This window comes from Veillonella sp. R32, assembly GCF_010093125.1.
Lineage (GTDB): Bacteria > Bacillota > Negativicutes > Veillonellales > Veillonellaceae > Veillonella_A.
Window position 1 is genome coordinate 1 of record NZ_NMZQ01000010.1, and the last position, 19251, is coordinate 19251.

General features: G+C 41.8%; 11 protein-coding genes. 1 reads left to right on the plus strand and 10 read right to left on the minus strand.

Annotation, left to right across the window (positions count from 1 at the left end; all coding sequences use genetic code 11):
- Nucleotides 1–254: 254 nt before the first annotated feature.
- From VER_RS02420 to VER_RS02445, 6 genes are all read right to left on the minus strand, one after another.
- A complete protein-coding gene (locus VER_RS02420; RefSeq protein ID WP_162099299.1) occupies nucleotides 255–1400 on the minus strand; it encodes an efflux RND transporter periplasmic adaptor subunit in 1146 nt (381 codons plus the stop codon).
- 104 nt (nucleotides 1401–1504) lie between these two features.
- Nucleotides 1505–2131: a tetratricopeptide repeat protein gene (locus tag VER_RS02425; protein WP_162099300.1), complete on the minus strand. Its 627-nt coding sequence runs from the start codon at nucleotides 2129–2131 to the stop codon at nucleotides 1505–1507.
- A gap of 241 nt (nucleotides 2132–2372) precedes the next feature.
- The gene (gene gltB / locus VER_RS02430) at nucleotides 2373–6998 is read right to left on the minus strand and encodes a glutamate synthase large subunit (protein ID WP_162099301.1); all 4626 of its coding nucleotides are present in this window, start codon (nucleotides 6996–6998) and stop codon (nucleotides 2373–2375) included.
- 309 nt (nucleotides 6999–7307) lie between these two features.
- Complete coding sequence (locus VER_RS02435; RefSeq protein ID WP_162099302.1) at nucleotides 7308–10196, minus strand: AAA family ATPase; 2889 nt, start codon at nucleotides 10194–10196, stop codon at nucleotides 7308–7310.
- Nucleotides 10186–11454 carry a DNA repair exonuclease gene (locus VER_RS02440; protein ID WP_162099303.1) on the minus strand — a complete coding sequence of 423 codons (1269 nt, stop codon included), beginning with the start codon at nucleotides 11452–11454 and terminating at the stop codon, nucleotides 10186–10188. The genes VER_RS02435 and VER_RS02440 overlap by 11 nt, the downstream gene beginning before the upstream one ends.
- Nucleotide 11455: 1 nt before the next feature.
- Nucleotides 11456–12943, minus strand: a complete 1488-nt coding sequence (locus tag VER_RS02445) for a PLP-dependent aminotransferase family protein (protein WP_162099304.1) — start codon at nucleotides 12941–12943, stop codon at nucleotides 11456–11458.
- A gap of 402 nt (nucleotides 12944–13345) precedes the next feature.
- On the opposite strand from VER_RS02445, the gene bioB reads away from it, so the two are divergent.
- The gene (gene bioB, locus VER_RS02450; RefSeq protein ID WP_162099305.1) at nucleotides 13346–14365 is read left to right on the plus strand and encodes a biotin synthase BioB; all 1020 of its coding nucleotides are present in this window, start codon (nucleotides 13346–13348) and stop codon (nucleotides 14363–14365) included.
- A 184-nt stretch (nucleotides 14366–14549) separates the two neighbouring features.
- Here the strand turns inward: bioB and VER_RS02455 are convergent, their stop codons facing one another.
- The 4 genes from VER_RS02455 to pta form a co-directional block, all read right to left on the minus strand.
- Nucleotides 14550–15860 (minus strand): DUF445 family protein, encoded by a 1311-nt coding sequence (locus VER_RS02455; RefSeq protein WP_162099306.1) that lies wholly within the window; start codon nucleotides 15858–15860, stop codon nucleotides 14550–14552.
- Complete coding sequence (locus VER_RS02460) at nucleotides 15857–17092, minus strand: DUF445 family protein (RefSeq protein WP_162099307.1); 1236 nt, start codon at nucleotides 17090–17092, stop codon at nucleotides 15857–15859. Before VER_RS02460 ends, VER_RS02455 begins: the two co-directional genes overlap by 4 nt.
- A gap of 18 nt (nucleotides 17093–17110) precedes the next feature.
- Nucleotides 17111–17815 (minus strand): MBL fold metallo-hydrolase, encoded by a 705-nt coding sequence (locus VER_RS02465; RefSeq protein WP_162099308.1) that lies wholly within the window; start codon nucleotides 17813–17815, stop codon nucleotides 17111–17113.
- A gap of 237 nt (nucleotides 17816–18052) precedes the next feature.
- The gene (gene pta, locus VER_RS02470; protein WP_162099309.1) at nucleotides 18053–19054 is read right to left on the minus strand and encodes a phosphate acetyltransferase; all 1002 of its coding nucleotides are present in this window, start codon (nucleotides 19052–19054) and stop codon (nucleotides 18053–18055) included.
- Between the last annotated feature and the right edge of the window lie 197 nt (nucleotides 19055–19251).

Genomic DNA, 19251 nt, shown 5'->3' on the forward strand with positions numbered 1-19251 from the left:
TAAACGTCAACCCCTTTTTTAATTTTTTTCAGAAAAAAACTGTTGAGGTTTATTTTACACTTAAACCTCAACAGTCTAATAAGTAACACAATCCTTAATTCAACCGTCGATTAGCTATCGCCTTCCTTAGTCAACAACCGAATAGCTAACCCCACCCTTAATTCAACAGTCGAATAGCTAATGCCCCCCTTAATCCAATCGATAAATAACTAACGCGTTCTTTAATCAGCAATTTAATAGCTAAGCTAATACGCCTAATAAGTAACTTGTTCACCTAATTCAAATTCACCTTTAGAGTTAATTATTCGTTCCCCTTTACTAAGGCCCATAACGATAGCCGTATAATCATCAACCGTTTCACTGGTTTCAACAACACGTACATCGACCGTATTATCTGCCGTTACCACATAAACAAACTTGCCATCTTTATTTTCGTGAATAGCTGTCTTTGGTACCGCCAACACAGGCGCCGTAGCCGATGACTCAATAACTAAGGTATAAAACTCCCCTGGCTTAATCACATCATCCGTATTCGCAAAAGTGGCTTTTACTAATACACTTGGTGTACCTGCTGGCGCATTAGTATCTATATACGTTAATTCACCAGGTATTTCTTTATCGTCCACTTTTAAATACACTTTCAAGGTGCTTTTCGTAGCTGGTTCAGCTAATTTCAAAGCAAAGCTCTGAGGAATACTTAAGGAAGCAACCACAGGTGAACTTTGCTGAATGAGCATAAACGGCCGGCCCTCAATAGCCACTTTACGATCTTCATTATAAATAGCCGCTACGCGCCCATTCATAGGCGATACAATTTGGGACTGAGCAATCTGCGTCTGCAATTGAGCAATAGCCGCTTGAATACCTGCCACTTCCATGCCACCGCCCGTAGCTACATAGCCACCACCACTGGTAACTACCGTAGCTTGTGACCGCTGCACAATCGTTTGATATTCTTTTTCTGTAATTATCCCATTCATCATCATTTCGTGAGCTCTATTTACATCAGCTGCCGAAACAGCCCCTGGCACAACCGTAGTTTCTTGTGGCACCGCTTGTACGCCAGCATGACTCTGCTGATCACCTAACTCTTGAATCAACTGATTTAACTGAGTTTGCAAAGTACTGGTATCTAACATGGCCACCACTTGACCTTGTTTTACTTCATCCCCCACTTTGACAGTCATGGTGCTCACCTGCCCAGACACAGTAGGTTCAATCGTCACCTTATTAAGCGCTGTAATATTCGCATCATTACTAATCTTAACTGGCATTTCTTTTGTTTCCACTTCCGCCGTAGTTACTTTAGTCGGCCCAAAGCAACCACTTAAGAGTGCCATCATTAACATAATTATCGGAATTATAGACCAACGAAAGGCTCGTTGTTGCCGTCCTGTCATGCTTACGCCTCCACTCTATTACACTTTCATATTTTACTTATTTCAATGGTTTACCTATTTCAATGGTTTATCTATTTTAATGGTTTATCTATTTCCCGTTTTACCTATTTCACAATAGCTTCAAAGGTCTCATTCCCATGGAATCGCACAAAATGGTCTTGTGTGCGTGCCACCTCTTTTACTACAGGGTCTAATGAAACTGCTTGACGCAACCAAGTCAATGCGTCGGCTTCATTACCTTGATCAGCATAAATGGTAGCAATACCATACACTGACCACGTATTGTGAGGGTCTTTGGCTAACACCTTTTCAAACCAACCTTTAGCTTCGTCCAATTGTCCCTGCAATTTATACAACATGGCCATATTATAATAATTGCCTACATTATTAGGATTGAGTTCATACGCCTTTTTAGTAAATACTAAACCACCGGTCGCATCACCATCAAGGCCTAACGCCATACCTTTAATCGAATACGCTTCATCTGAATTGGGATATTTTGTCAAAATCTCATCCGCTTTAGCAATAGCCCCTTCATAGTCATTCTTTTGTAATAATCGAGTGGCCTCTTCAAGCGCCGCTACAGGCTTAGCCTCAGTAGCTACGGTCGTATTGGGTGTCACCGGTTTAGCACCTTCACTAGCGCCTGTGTCCACCGCATCAGCGCCACAACCACTAAGCCATAAAGCACTGCCTACTAAAATAGCACCTAGTGCATATGTTATTTTCACTGTACACTCCTTTATTCTGCACCTCTCCGTAAAACTCGTTTCAAGAGCTACGGTTTCCTGTCATTTATTATATACCATTTCCTGTAAATCTGAAATATTCAATACGCGAAAAACGGAGTTTAACGCAAAATGAGCCCGTTTGCAAGAGAATTCACAAGAACTCGCCCACAATATACGGACTCATATATACTCGTAGAAAGGTTATTAAAATTGAACCAGTTTCAAAAACTTCACCCTTCTTTTATTTAATGTGATAGGTATCTTTAAAGGCTTGTAATTGTGCGTCTTCTGCGCTAAACCCTTTAGCTTCATAAGTGGCAATAGCTTGTTGCATAGCTTCATAGGCGGTTGGCACAATTTTGGTAAAACGATGAGCAAAGTTTTGCCAGTTATCTAAAATATGACGTCCTTTGCGACTATTCGTATGCAATACATGAGCTTCAACCAAGGATTTAATTCGTTCTAAATCAGCACCTGTAGCTGGTCTAGGTTCGACTAAGCTAGTATTACATTTCCGTGCATCAAAATCTAAAATATAGGCATAGCCACCAGACATACCGGCCCCAAAGTTACGACCTGTATTACCAAGGACAAGCACTTCACCACCAGTCATATATTCACAGCCATGATCTCCAACACCTTCTATTACAGCCGTTATCCCACTGTTACGCACGGCAAACCGTTCACCAGCGCAGCCACTAATATACGCTTCACCAGCCGTAGCACCGTAAAAAGCAACATTACCAATAATAACGTTTTGATCAGCTTCAAATAAAGCCGCTCTTGGTGGATATACGGTAATTACCCCACCAGATAAACCTTTACCTAAATAGTCATTCGCATCCCCTTCTAATTCCATGGTCATCCCTTTAGGAATAAAGGCACCAAAGCTTTGGCCCGCACTACCTACAAAGTTAAGTTTAATCGTATTGGGCGCTAAACCTTTCGCACCATAGCGTTTCGTAATTTCACTGCCCACAATGGTGCCAACTACACGATGGGTATTATTAATGGCTAATTTGGCCCGAATCGGCTTCTGTTCCTCAATAGCCGGACGACACATGCGAAGTAGTTTCCCTTCATCCAGCGTTTTTGCCAATTCATGGTCTTGTTCATGTTGGTGATAGTGTCCCACCGAAATATCTGTATATGGTCGGAATAAAATCCGTTTTAAGTCTACGCGCGATAATTTATAATTATCATCCACTACTTTTTGACGCAATAAATCAACACGTCCTACCATTTCTTGGACTGTGCGAATTCCCAAACGAGCCATAATTTCACGAAGATCACGAGCTAAGAATAGCATCAAATGCTCTACATATTCTGGTTTGCCTTTAAAGTTTTTACGCAATTTTTCATCCTGCGTAGCTACACCGTACGGACAGGTATTCAAATTACATACACGAGCCATCTTACAGCCTACCGCAATAAGTGGCAAAGTACCAAACCCAAACATTTCAGCCCCTAATAAGGCCGCTACCGCAATATCAAAACCAGTCATCAATTTACTATCTACTTCAAGCACAATGCGATCGCGTAAACGATTTAATAATAAAGTCTGATGCGTTTCCGCTAGCCCCAATTCCCAAGGCGCACCGGTGTGACGCATACCGGTACGACCAGCCGCCCCAGTGCCACCATCATAGCCACAAATCAAAATATTGTCAGCTTTTGCTTTAGCTACCCCTGCCGCAATAGTGCCAACGCCAGCTTCCGCTGCTAATTTAACACTTATACGGGCATTGCGATTTGCATTTTTTAAATCAAAAATCAACTCAGCTAAATCTTCAATGGAATAAATATCATGATGAGGAGGTGGTGATACTAATTCTACACCAGGCGTAGAATGGCGGGCTTTACCAATAGGGGGATATACTTTTTTTCCTGGTAGTTGCCCCCCTTCACCTGGTTTAGCCCCTTGGGCACATTTAATCTGTAATTCTTTAGCATTGACAAGATATTCCGACGTAACACCAAAACGGCCTGAGGCAATTTGCTTAATTTCACTGCAAAGATTATCGCCATTTGGCAATAATTGATAGCGGCTAGCATCTTCGCCGCCTTCCCCAGAATTACTCATCGTTCCTAATCGATTCATAGCAATAGCAATCGTTTCATGCGCTTCTTTACTAATGGCACCATAACTCATAGCGCCCCCTTTGAAACGTTTCACAATGGATTCAACCGGTTCCACTTCTTCAATGGCGATACCACCACCTACCGGATAATTGAAATCTAACAAACTACGCAAAGTTACATGATAGTCATGACGAATTTCCTGCGCATACTCTTTGTACAAATCATAATTATTGTCAATACAAGCACGTTGTAATAAATCAATGGTCTTAGGATTATATAAATGAGGTTCCCCATCTTTCATAGGGCCATAGAAACCGCCCGCTTCAAGAACTGTTTCCTTCGTTTCAAAGGCACGAGCATGACGAGCCAAGGCTTCACGGGCGACCCCTTCCGTACCGATACCACCAATGCGAGTCGGCGTATTCACAAAGTATTTATCAATAAAGTCACTGTTAAGGCCCACTGCTTCAAAGATTTGCGCACCATGATAACTGCGCACCGTGGAAATCCCCATTTTTGACATAACTTTCAGAATACCGCTCACCGCTGCCTTAATATAATTGTGCTCCGCTTCTTCTGCCGTGATGTTCCCTAAACGTCCTTCTTGCTGTAAAGCGGCCACTGTTTCAAAAGCAATATATGGATTAATTGCCGTTACGCCATAGCCGATTAAAGTACAAAAATGATGAACTTCACGTGGTTCGCCAGACTCCAACACAAGGCCAATATCTGTGCGCAATACTTTTTTAATTAAGTGATTGTGTACAGCTGCCACCGCTAATAAAGCAGGAATTGGTGCATGCGTTGCATCTACGCCACGGTCCGACAGAATCAATACATTATGATCAGAACGAGCCGCTTCTTCCGCCTTAGCACATAACTCAGCTAACGCTTGGCGCATGCCTTGACTTCCTTCAGCCGGGTTAAACAAAATAGACAAAGTAGTGCTCTTCATACGGCGACAATCTAATTGTTTAATAGCAGCAAATTCTTTATTCGTTAAAATCGGCCGATCCAAGGACACACAATAGGTGCCACTCTTATGAGGATCCATCATATTGCCACTATTGCCAAACATGACGCCTGTAGACGTTACCATCTCTTCACGAATCGCATCAATTGGCGGATTCGTTACTTGGGCAAATAATTGTTTAAAATAATTATATAATAATTGCGGTTTATCTGATAAAATCGCTAACGGTGCATCAGCCCCCATAGCACCTACAGGATCTTTACCATCCTTAGCCATAGGCTGCAACATGCGCACTAAATCTTCCTGCGTATAACCAAAGACTTGCTGTTGTTCTTTTAAATTCGTAACGGTTGGTAAATCCGCTTCATTAGCAGGCGCAATGTCTTCCAAGTGAATAATATGTTCTTTGACCCATTCACCATAAGGCTGTTCAGTAGCAATACGATGCTTAATTTCTTCATCTGATACAAGGCGTTGTTCCTTCGTATCAACCAAAAGCATCTTGCCTGGTTCTAAACGCCCTTTATAGCGAATATTTTCAGCCGACTCATTCACTACCCCTACTTCAGAAGCCATGATTAAGCGGTCATCGCTAGTAATATAGTAACGAGATGGACGTAACCCATTGCGATCAAGAACACCGCCAATGACAGTGCCATCGGTAAAGCCCATAGCGGCTGGACCATCCCAAGGCTCCATCATAAAACTATTAAATTCATAGAAATCACGTTTTTCTTGACTCATGAGTTGATTCTTTTCCCAAGGCTCTGGGATCATCATCATCATAGCATGCGGTAAACTACGCCCCGTCATATATAAGAACTCAAGCGTATTATCAAACATAGCCGAATCAGAACCTGTGTCATCTACAACAGGGAATACTTTTTTAATCTGCGGAAAATACTCGGAATTAGCTTTCCCTTCACGAGCATTAATCCAGTTAATATTGCCACGGATAGTATTAATTTCCCCATTATGAACGATGAAACGATTTGGATGGGCCCGTGCCCAACTAGGGAAGGTATTGGTACTGAAACGGGAATGTACCATAGCCAAAGCGGAAGTAAAATCTAAATCCGCTAAATCCAAGTAGAAATCACGCAATTGTTTTGGCGTAAGCATCCCCTTATAAACGATAGTCTTAGCTGATAAGGAAGCAATATAAAAATCCCCACTTTCCGCCTTACTCAAGGGGATTATTTGTTTTTCTGCTTCTTTACGAATGACATACAAAATACGTTCAAATTCTTCGTCATTCATAACATTATTGCCTTTACCAATAAAAATTTGAATAAACCAAGGGCGAATTGCTGCCGCTTCATCCCCTACTGCATGGGAGTCTACAGGCACTTCACGCCAACCAAGAACGACTTGCCCTTCAGCACGGACAATATCTTCCAATATAGCTTTTTGTTTATTCCGCAGTGCTTCATAGCGATGGGCAAAAATCATGCCCACCCCATAACTGCCTACTGGGGGCAAAGAAAAACCTAACACTTCACATTCCCGTTGAAAAAAATTGTGAGGGATTTGTACTAAAATCCCCGCCCCATCGCCAGAAGATGCATCAGCACCACGGGCACCACGATGTTCTAGGCGCTCTAAAATACGCAAACCATCATCAATAATATCATGTGATTTACGTCCCTTTATATCAACTACAAAGCCCATCCCACAGGCATCTTTTTCATAGGCCGAATTATATAAGCCTTTTGCTTGCCATTGCGCCTGCTCTTGTTGTTGAATTTCAATTTGACTATTTCCTAATTGTCCTAATTGCGCGGATTGTCCGGCTTTACTGATTTGTCCCATAAGCCCTTGCTCCTTCCAAACCTATACTCTCTCTTCTTATTCATAGACTATTAGCTACAGCTACCTCATCCCTTAGTGATAAACTGCAACATAATTTCTATTCCTTCTCAATTCTATAGAAAATAGATTGTTTATATTATAACCCCTTTTCTCAAAAAATGCATATAGAAGATTAAGATATATATTGTGCAATAATCTCATGTATACAAGGTACTTTCAAATACAAAAGGACTTCTTAGCGTACTAAGAAGTCCTTAATTTTATTTAGGCTATAATCAAGACGGTCTGTTTTTATGTATTTTTATACTATTAACCTTGTAAACTATACACCGACATTCCCTCTAAATTGTCACTTCGCTCAGCCGTTCCTTGTTGACAGGTAAAGATAAAAATTTGTTCTGTAGCGCCAATATGAGCTAACAATTTAAGAGCGGCTTCCTGACGCCCTTCATCAAAGCGTAACAAAATATCATCTAAAATAATAGGCAAGGATTCCACTCGTTCCCCAAATACTTTAGCTAAACTAAGGCGCAAAGCCAAATATACTTGGTCACCTAGGCCACTGCTCCAACGTTCTGTTGGTACCACTTCGCCTGTAGCGAGTACTGCCTGTAGTGACGATGCCGTATCGCCTAATTGTAAAGTATATTTCCCATCAGTCATCATCGATAAATAAGACGACGCATTGGCCATCGCTTCTGGCTGGCGATCTTTTTCATAATCCATTTGCGCCAATTCCATAAAATGGCTCACTAAAACTTGAGTCGCCCAAGCTGTTAGTGCTTCTTGCAATTCCCCTTCCAATTGTTGTTCTTCTTGAAGGGCTAAAGACATAGCTTGATCTTGCGACAATGTGCGCATAGCTTCTTGCACTTGACCACGTTTTTCATGCAAGGCCGCTAACCGCTTCTCTAAGGCTTGTATTTCAGAGCGACTCCGTTCAGCCTCGGACTGCCATTTTTCTTTATTTCCCGATTTCAAGCGACGGTATAAAGCTTCATGGCTATCTTTCTTAGGCGCAAACAAGGCCAATTGGTCACGACTTTGTTCATACACCTTTTGCCATTGTACGTACTGATCTTGTAGTAATAAACGCTGACGATATTCACCAGCTGTAGCTACGCCATTCTTCTGTAATAATTCAGCTTGTTCCAATAACAAGGCTTTTTCTTGTCGGCTCCACTGCTCATACTCTTCGTGATAATTACGGCGCTGTGATTCTTTTTGTTCCCAACGCACTTGATTCTGACGATGAGATTTCAACAAATTATATACCCGACGCAATTCAATAGGAGTTACAGGAATAGCCAATTCTAGTTTTTCCCATAGTGCTGCGCAGCGACTTTCTAGCTCATGCAAGGATGCTTCGTGTTCTTGCAAACGTTTTTCATATTCTTTATATTGGTTCACATCTTCCATGTAAGTATCATATTCTTGCTTCAGCGCAAAGAATTGATTATCCGTAAGTACACGGCTAGCCCCTTGAGGCAACCAACGTTGCCAAGCTTCCATGGCTTTATTGCCAGCTGCTTCTAATTCCTTACCTTCTGCCAGCCATTGACTATGAACTTGTTCGTAACTATGAATCTTAGCCAATACTAAGTTCTGATTACTAAAAGCCGCACGCTTTGCCTTAACGGAATCTTCCATATCTACTACGTCCGCAGCAGACTGAGGTACCTGAAACCCTACATCTTGCGCTAACTTAGCCACCAACTCTTGCTGGCGTTCACATTGGTGAAGAGCCGCTTCATACAGCCCCTGATGTTTACGTTTATATTGCCAATCATAGGCAAATAAAGCACCCCCTGCTATAACTAATAAAATAGCCACCCAAACTCCGCCCGTAGCTAACATCATTAAGGCTAATACGGCTAGAATAAAACATGCCATCCCGCCATAGCGATAATACGAGGTTGGTAACGCTTCCCCCAAAGCCTGCCGATTAGCTACCGCCGCCTCATAATCAGCATACGCAGCTTTAATAGCTGTTACACCAGCTTCTAACCCTTTTAAGGTATTTTCTTCATCCTTAACATTTGTATTCACTAATTCTGCTGGTTCTACAGGCTTGCGTTTTTGCCAATGCAAATAATTATCTTGCGCACTGCGCAACTGCCGTGCTAAAGACTCCCCTTCGGCCCAATTAACCTCAGCCGGCATCTCCGCATCAGGACGCCAAGCATTATGCAAGGTCCGCGATACGTCTAATTGCGCTTTTACCCGCTTCAAATAAGCTCTGCCTTGATCACACTCTTTTTGCAGTTGTGTCCATTTACCAAGCTCCTGAAATAAGCTTTCAATCTCTTGGCTATACACGCCAATCAAGGAATCAGGCGCAAAATTATCAGGCACTAAGCCCGCCTCTTTACCACTCCAAAGTTGCATGTTATTACGACACTGGGTTATTTTTTCATCGAGTTCGTAAAAAGCGTCCTTTTCCAACAAATCCGTCACTGCGTACGTATTCATCTGCTCTTTGGCATGTTCAGCGCGCTTATACACATCCCAAGCACGCAATACTAAATCCACTTCCTTGCCGTAGTCCTGCCATTCTTTAAGACGCTCCGTCAATTCCTTTTCCGTCGTCACCATGCCATCAAGCTCTTGCTGATAGGCTGTATACGCTTCTTCGTGCTTACCTAGGTTAGCCATGGTTTCACGAACTTGTTTTAAGCGCTCCATAAGCACATTGATTTTCCGCTTCCCATTCGCTGAGGCTACTAATAAGTCAGATGAAGCCTTCTCAATATCTTTAACAGCCGTACTAAGGCGCTCGCCCCCTTCACCTCCAAAGAAACGCGCCCGTACTTCCACTTCAGCTAATACGTCCGCCCCTTGTAATTCATCAACAGTAATCGCAAAAATACGATCATAAGTTTTCTTATCCAGACCATGCCACCACAAGGAAGATGGTTCTTCAGCAATAGGCCCTTTGCCTAAGGGGTAAAAATTGAGTTTTTTACCATCGCGCCCAATATGATAAGACACGCCATCTCGTTCCACAATCAAATGTCCAGAGCCGTAACCATAGGCTTTACTTTTTTTACCAAACAGTAAAAAGCGTAAAGCTTCTAACAAAGAGGTTTTCCCACTTTCATTAGGGCCATAAATGACCTGCACCCCGTCAGCAGCTGGCGTAAATGACCAATCCCGATAGGGGCCAAACTCCTTAATATATATCTCCTTAATCCTCATCCGTATCTCCCATGAGACAACGAGCCCCTTCTACTTCTGCTCGTCGCAATGCTTCTTCCAAAATTTCATCCGTTAATAAATTACTATACATGCCTAAGCGCTTACTTTCAGGCCGTGCCTCAATAAGGTTTCGTATCTGGGCCACTTGTTCGGCCTTAGGCAAAGCACCTAACGTATCATAACTCCGCAAATAGTCGCCTACCATATCTTCCATTTGGCGTCGTGCCGTCCAATCAGTAACCCCTGCGGTCCTATCTACAATCGCATAAGGCATAACAAAATTGAACTTATTTTTTTCTTCTTCCTGTGCCAATTGTAGCCATACTTGCTGTGCTTCTATTTTACAACATAATTCGTGAAGTGCCCCTGTGCCAGTCAACACAATTTCCAACAAGATTTGCTTCTTTAACTTGCGCAGCATTTCTTTTTTATGGCGAATCATTTCTACCATATCGGAATTGTTGGCAAGACTAGCAATATCAATCGTCACCTGTTCAAAACGAATGGGCGCCGTTTCCTGAAATTGCATAGTTACTTGGCCTGTAGCACTTACATCTACTAAATAACAACCTTTTGCCCCCAACTCTTTTTTATGTAAGCCTTGCGTATTACCTGCATATACCACATAAGGGCTTTCATGTAATACTTGCCGTTTATGAATATGCCCAATAGCCCAGTATTTCATAGGCGAATTAGTTAATTCTCCCAAGGTGGTAGGCCCCACCACTTCATGGTCAGGCGTACTGCCTACACTGCCGTGAAACATACCAATCGAGAAGGGATCGTCCGCCCAAGGTTTCAAAAATTGAGCCACATTATCCGCTCGATTCTGTTCACTGCAACTAATGCCATATACATAGGCCGCCACTTTTCCTTTTACCAGTAAAGGCTTGCGCTCACTTTGTAACGAGGAAAAAACATGAACCGTTTCAGGTAAGCGAATATTAGATGTCCAACTCTCAGCAGGGTCATGATTCCCTTGTACGAGAAATACGGGAATTGTATGTTCACTTAAACGCTCACACTCATAGGCAAAACGTACTTGTGCTTCTAAATTATGCGTATCGCTATCGTAAATATCCCCTGTAATCAGCACTGCTTGAACTTGCTGCTCAATAGCCAAATCTACGATTTCAGTAAAGGAACGGTAGGTTGCTCGATTAACAGCCTCATCCACTTGTTTGCCTAACGATTTTAAGTATTTAAAAGGAGTCCCTAAATGAAGATCTCCACATTGTATAAAACGAAATGGTATCATTTCAAACTCCTTTCCAAGCCGCTGCTAATCGTGTAACAGCTGCATGCAGTTTAGCCGTAGGTATCGCACTGAAGGATAATAAACAATGAACTTCCCCTTCCATAGCAATATCCGCTTCAATACGCACATCACAGCCAGCTTGACGCGCTTTAGCTAATAAATCGTCTGCGCCTAGCAATGTATATACACTCAAACCAATGTATACACCACCTTCAGGTAGGTAGGCTTTTGCTTGATCACCAAAGGCTAATTGCAACTGCGACACCAATTGTTTGCTCTTATCAGCATAATGTTTACGTAACCGCCGAATTTGCTTAGACCATTCACCAGCCGCCATATAACGAGCCCATACAAGTTGTTCCATAACACTAGCGCTTTGCCGATACGAACTGCGGTACATCAAAAAGTCATTCCATAAAGATGGCGGCAATACCATGTAACTAATACGAATGGATGGCGGTAGCACTTTAGAAGGCGTTCCTAAGTAAATAACATGCTCCTCGCGCGCTAAGCCCTGCAAAGACGAGATAGGGCGACCATAATAACGCAACTCACTATCATAATCATCTTCAATCAAATAACTCCCAACAGCCTTAGACCATTGCAATAATTCTTTGCGCCGCCCTGCACTCATAACTCGACCCTGTCGGTCACCATGAGATGGGGTACAATATAAAGCCTGCACATTAGCGCTCATCAAATCAGCAATCAAACTCTCACTATGTTGATCAATGGTCACTACGGTAAAGCCATAATCTTTAAAAATATGCGTCACGCCAATTAACGCACTATGATCAATCGCTACCGTTGTAATATGTGCTCGTTTCAAAAGCGCTGCAATCATCATGACCATAGCCTGCGTACCACTGCCAATAATAATTTGTTCCGCTGTAGTCCGCACCGCTCTTGCGGTATTCAAATATTGGGCCAATTGTAAGCGTAGTTCTAATTCGCCTTGCGGATCGCCATACGCTAGCAAACGTTCCGGCTCGCGCAATACATAACCAATATACCGTTTCCAGCGCGTATAATCAAACCCTTCTGGATCCATAGCGCCAGTGGCAAAATTATATTCAATGACTGGCTTAGCAGCCACATTACTAGCCATCAGTGAATCTGGCCCTGCAAACGGACTTAGTGCCTTACCCAGCCCTGCCTCCGCCGTCACACTTTCGTCTAGCTTTACTGCTCTAGACTTTTGAAACAAAGAATCGACTCCACTAACGCCAGCAAATATAGTCTCCCCCGTTAAAGGCAAGGCTAACACTTCATAGGGCGAGCGATCATGCGCTTTAATATATCCTTCTGCGGCTAATTGTAAATAGGCCTGTTCCACCGTAATTTTGCTAACCCCAATTTCACCTGCTAAGGACCGTACAGAAGGCAATCGAGTCCCCGCTTCATACTGCCCTGCTTCAATACGGGCTTTAATATATTGATAGATTTGTTCATATAAAGGCGTAGCACTGCTTCGCTCTAGCACTAACACGGTCCTCACCTCCTTGCCATAACCTACCGACTACATTACTTTCTATTTTATCACAGCCCTTTGAAATTCGTAATCTGTCCTAGTCATTTTTTGTTAAATTTTTACAAACTGGCACTAACTATGTTAACCAAGCAAATACCAGTCATTGTTAACTGCCCTACCATTGTTAACTTAACTACTATGCATGTCCTTAACCTAAATGGGCAAACGCTCTTTATTAAGCGCGCTAACCAAGGTAAGCTACACTATTGTTAACCTTATTTATCTTTACAGTTATTGTTAACTCTATTTAAAATTTACGGTTGACTATATCCTATAAGCTACGTATAATAAAGGCAACGACTCATAGTCGTTGCTCCCAGGTAGAGCGGGATAAACTTTAGAATACAGAGGTGTAGGTTCATGACAACAAAAAAAATTGGTTACGAAGAAATTATTGCATACGCCCAACGCGTTTTAGATGGTGGTGAGATTACCCCAAAAGAAGCAGAAGAGCTTATTAATGTATCTGACGAAGATACTATGATTCTCTTAGCTATGGCTGATAAAATTCGCCAGAAATTCAACGGTAAAGAAGTTGACTTATGTGCTATTGTTAACGCCCGTTCTGGTAAATGTCCTGAAAACTGTAAATTCTGTGCACAATCAGCGCATCATGAAACAGGAGTTACCGTATATCCTTTCATGAACGAAGAAGATATTGTTGAACATGCACGCAAAGCAAAAGAAGCTGGTGCTATTCGCTTCTCTATCGTTACTAGCGGTCGTAATACCAATAATCCTAAAGAATTTGAACAAATTCTTAGTGCTTTACGCCGTATCCACGAAGAAACAGGCCTTGAAATTTGCTGTTCCTTAGGGCTTCTCACCTACGAACAAGCTGTACAATTAAAGGCTATTGGCGTAACTCGCTATCATTCCAACATTGAAACTGCACCTAGCAACTTCCCTAATATTTGTAGTACTCATAACTTTGAAGACAAAATGTCTACTATTGAAAATGCTAAAAAAGCAGGGATTCGCGTTTGCTCCGGTGGTATCATCGGTTTAAATGAAACCTTAGAACAACGTGTTGAAATGGCCTATGAATTAAAACGTTTAGGCATTGATTCCGTACCACTCAATATTTTAAACCCTATTAAAGGCACTCCATTTGAACATAATAAAGCGTTAGCTCCGCTTGAAATTTTGCGTACTTTCGCTATGTTCCGTTTCGTATTGCCATCCGCTCAGATTCGTACAGCTGGTGGTCGTGAAGTTAATCTCCGCGACTTACAAGTATTGGCTTTATCCGGCGGTCTTAATGGCATCATGGTTGGTGGCTATTTAACAACTGACGGTCGTTCCCCTCTTCAAGATTTGCAAATGATTGAAGACTTACAATTGGATCGTACCGCTCCGCAACCAATCCAAGCAAACTAAGCTGCTTTCATAGTCACATGACTATTTAGGCTACCATCGTAGTAGTACCATACTATAGATAACGTAAATAACTTCTTATTCCTTCAAACAAGAAGGGGCATTGGAAACCCTCCATTTCCAATGCCCCTTCTTTCTGTTTGTAATAACAGGAATTAGGTTATTACCTTTAATATCCTTATTAGCCTTATAACCCCCACATAGCTAATAAAGGTTCATAAATAAAATGTAAAAAACTCCAAGCCCCTAAGCCACACACAGCTCCTACTAAGGCACCATTAATACGGATCCAACTTAGATCATCTTCCACTTTAGATTCGATGAAATAAATAAATCGTTCTGTACTCAACGCCCCCAGTACTTGCCGTACAATCACGCCTAGTAAGGCATGACCACGTATTAGTAAATAGCCGGCCATATGTTGGCACATAGTTTCAATTTTAGCTTCAATGTCTGGTTTCTGACTATATACCTTCCACAAATCCTGCAAGGATTGCTCAAGTACTTTCACTGGAGTCTCTTGTTCAAATGTATCTTCTGTATCTGCCATATGAATAACATTATGAATGTACGGACAAATATAAGTTTCTAAAATATCGGCCCAATCCTGTTCATCAATCCAATGCTGCCATACCCCATCAATGGTCTGACTGACCGAACTATTATAGGCTAACTCTTGCAAGGGCCCTAACCATTGTTGCATCCACACCAATCGCTCGGTACTACCAGGTCGTTTCCACCGCTCTAATACCATGTACAATTCACGAAGCATAGCCATAGCCATGTCGCGAGCATTAATAATATCCGTTGCTTCTGAAACGCCAATAACAATGGCAGATATAAAATTATCTTTACGAGCTTGAATTTCACGGTCAATCGTATGCGTTAACCATAAAAGAACTTGTGGTTTGTCCAAAGCCTCTTGCAATAATACAATACCTTTAATAATGGTAGTTTCATGCTTATTCGTACGACATATGTCGGTCAAGAATTGTTGCATAGGACCTGTAATAGATTGGCGATGTAAAAAATAACGTAACTTTTCAGCGCCCCACTGGGCCCATTCTTTCTCACTACGACTATGCCATACTAGATGTAATAGACTACGCAAGGCTTTCCGAATATATTGACGCCCTCGTTCGCTTTGAATATAACCATCAATATATGGCAAAAACTTAACTGACTGCAATGCTTTTTGACATTGTTCTAAGGTTAATAAGCGAGTTTCAATCAAATGAATGAGCCCTGAAATCATACGCTCTTTATTGCGTGGAATCAACGCTGTATGATAGGGAAAACCGAGTGGTTTACGGAACAAAGCCGTCACCGCAAACCAGTCTGCCACACTGCCAATTAAAGCAGATTGTACTAACCAATACAAAGCTTCATACCAGGTAGCTTTGATATAAAATTGTCCAATAAAAACAGCGCCATACAAAATAGCGGAGATGACCAAAATACGATTGGCCCACACGCGATACGGTACGCCACCAATCATAAACCTACACCTCCTTGGACAAGTTGCGCCGCCACATAGAAGAGACCGCCCAACACAGCACCTACTAAGGAGCCGTTAATTCGAATCATTTGCAAATCATGATACAACTTCCCCTTAATAACATCGGACAACTTCTGTGGCGAATAAGCCATCAACTCTCGTACAACTGACGTATCCACAAAAGGTCGCAATTTTCGTAATAAAGGCACTAATTGATATAACAAGAGGCGCTCTAAACTTTGTAGCTTACCTTTATCTTGTAATAAACTACGTGCATAAGCTTCCGCCTCTTCTTGAGCCCGTTTAAAAATGCCTTGCCAAGCTTTCGTATCGCCGGACAAATCTACATCTTCTAACGCATCCTGAAGCCAACGATTTTTTACATTCTCTACCGTTTGGCGCCACTCACTATTTCGTTCTAATTCAGATAAGCTCCATAACACTTTATTATACACATACTGTCCCATAGGCGAATGAATAGATTCTTGAGACGCCAAAAATTCCGTCCCTTTTTGCTGAATTAATTCCGCCACACGCTCCGGTGAAAAACTATCACTCCCTAAGGCTAGCGCTAATTCACGCCAAAACGAATTTTCAGCATACCGATTCATCATCGATGCTACAATGCCTACAATATAAGGCTGTATGCCTTGTGAGCTAAGTAGCCGTTGCGCCATCCGATTTACATAGAGCCACAAAACAGCGGCCGTATCTCGTTGCATCATAAGATGACCAAAACGTATCAATAAAGGCGCTACTTCCCAATGAGCTACCCCTTTTTTGATGGCCCCAGTCACTTCTTTACGAAGTGGTGCCCCATCAAAGTGGCTGCCCATCTGCGTTCCCACTTCTTCAATAAATTGATTAATCTGACGACGGCCCTCTTCACTGAGGAAATACATAAGGATTCGCTTAGGTAGTTGCTCTTTTTTTATAATCATATACACAGGCTGCACGCGCAATAATTCTTCTACCATCATGTACCGTGCCGTTTCCACTAAGCGGGCCTTACTCCGTGGAATTAACGCCGTTTTATAAGAAATTCCTAGCGGTTTAGTAAATAAGGCCGTCACCGCATACCAATCGGCTAAACCACCTATCATCGCCGCCCCACTCACATGAGTAAGAAACCCAAATAAAGGATCGCCTCTAAAAGGGTATACCGCTAAAAAGATAACCATCATGACCAACAATAGCAATGTCGCTACAGGCCATGCTGTACGTTGTTTCATAATAAATATCCTTTCAACCTATTCAATACCATAGACTGATAAGTCTACTGCATCACCAGGTTGCTTAGGAATCCAAAGTGGCATATGCTCATACAGGGATTTAAAGTATAAAGAAGGTTCCCAAAGCGGGCCATTGGCATGCATAGGGACAAATAATTTAGGTTGTGGCACTACATGAAGTAATTCAATCGCCCCCCACTCCCGAGCTGCTTCTAAGCGAGCATCTACAGGGAACAAAATTAAGTCAGCCTCCATCCCTCTAACGCGGTCAAACTCTTGCTTGGCAAAATTACGGGCAAAATCAATATTTTCTGGCGTATCTCCTAACCAATGCCACCAATTCAAATCACCAGCATGGAATAGTTTACTTTTACCTGTATCAATTAAGAACGAGCCGCCTTCATCAGTGGAGCCATACATAGTAATTGTTAAATTAGCAACAACCGCCATATCCCCTACGGCCATAACCGTAGTGCGACTGGCAGGCATAGCCTGATGTGGCACATCTTCATGGACCACATAACGAGTCGTTTCACTATTAAACTCTAAAATAGCCGGTGAATAATGGTCGCCATGCCAATGCGTTACAAAGAACCATAACTCCTTACCTGCTTGTTGTGCTTGTTTTACAACTTGAGCTTGATCTTTCCAATAATCAAATATATAACATTGACGACCTGCGTCAATCATAAAGCCACTGTGTTCTAAATAATATAATTTCATAAGCAATCCTCTCTTACTTAAAAGAAGTTTTATTTTGAGAATATTATTAGTTATCCTTTTATATTATACCACAAAATAAAAAGCAAAAACTCCGTTATTGTCAGAGTTTTGTAAAAACTACAACAAAAACGGAGTTAATTGACTCATATATTATATGAAATTAGTATTCACCTATAGGTGAATGCGCGCTAAATTGCCTGTTCCTTACTAGGCCTAGACTAGCTACAGTTATAGCAATTATTCAGCACTTTCAGCAGCAGCAATAGCCACTACGTCAACAATATCAGTAGCGAAGCAACCGCGAGATAAATCATGGATTGGCGCTGCTAAGCCTTGAATCAATGGGCCAAGAGCGGTAGCACCAGCGAAACGTTGTACTAATTTATAGCCAATGTTAGCTGCTTGAAGATCAGGGAAAATAAGAATATTCGCTTTACCAGCCACTTTGCTACCAGGTGCTTTACGTTCAGCAACGGATGGCTCGATGGAAGCATCTAACTGTAATTCGCCGTCAAAATCGAAATCTACATTACGTTCTTTGAGCAATTCAACAGCCGCTACTACTTTGTCTACTTCAGGGGAGGACGCAGAACCCTTAGTGGAGAAGGACAAGAAGGAAACACGAGGATTAGCCATGTTACCTACTTTGCGAGCTTTTTCAACAGAAGACATAGCAATATCAGCTAATTGTTCAGAACTTGGATTAGGAATTACGCCGCAATCAGAGAATACAAGCATACCTTCGTCACCATATTGTTTTTTATCAGTGAATACGAACATAGAGCTAGATACTGTTTTAAGACCTGGTTTAGTACCTACTACTTGTAAAGCAGCACGTAATACATTAGCAGTTGGGCTAGCAGAACCAGCTACCATGCCGTCAACTACGCCAAGATGTACTAACATAGCACCAAAGAATAAGCAATCGCCAAGCATAGTTGCTTTTGCTTTTTCTGGTGTCATACCTTTTTTAGCACGTTTTTCTACAAATACGTCAATCATTTCTGGTAAACAATCGTACGTTTCAGGATTAATAATTTCAGCACCATCAATGTTGAAACCTTCTTTTTGAGCCAATGCTTTTACATCTTCAGGGTTGCCAACCAATACTGGTGTAGCGAAACCTTCTTTAAGAATCAAAGCAGTTGCTTCTAATACACGAGCGTCTTTGTATTCTGGCAATACAATTTTTTTACCTAATGGTTTTACTTTTGCTTTTAAATTTTGTACTAATTCCACAATATCGTCCTCCTTGACTGTGAACAACCTGCCCACGCAGGTTTGTTATTACTGTTTTATTATACCAAATTCGCAAGAGAGATTAAAGGGCTAGACGCTATATTACTTTTTGTAAATGCCTATAACCTTTTGAGATATGAGGTTCACTGATTGTACACTGTTTGTAATTCTTTTAATTCCTACTTAATAAATTGTAA

Coding starts and splice junctions, on each gene's coding strand:
- VER_RS02420 (WP_162099299.1), bottom strand. CDS start 1,400: ATGACAGGACGGCAACAACGAGCCTTTCGTTGGTCTATAATTCCGATA.
- gltB (WP_162099301.1), bottom strand. CDS start 6,998: ATGGGACAAATCAGTAAAGCCGGACAATCCGCGCAATTAGGACAATTA.
- VER_RS02435 (WP_162099302.1), bottom strand. CDS start 10,196: ATGAGGATTAAGGAGATATATATTAAGGAGTTTGGCCCCTATCGGGAT.
- VER_RS02440 (WP_162099303.1), bottom strand. CDS start 11,454: ATGATACCATTTCGTTTTATACAATGTGGAGATCTTCATTTAGGGACT.
- bioB (WP_162099305.1), top strand. CDS start 13,346: ATGACAACAAAAAAAATTGGTTACGAAGAAATTATTGCATACGCCCAA.
- VER_RS02455 (WP_162099306.1), bottom strand. CDS start 15,860: ATGATTGGTGGCGTACCGTATCGCGTGTGGGCCAATCGTATTTTGGTC.
- VER_RS02460 (WP_162099307.1), bottom strand. CDS start 17,092: ATGAAACAACGTACAGCATGGCCTGTAGCGACATTGCTATTGTTGGTC.
- VER_RS02465 (WP_162099308.1), bottom strand. CDS start 17,815: ATGAAATTATATTATTTAGAACACAGTGGCTTTATGATTGACGCAGGT.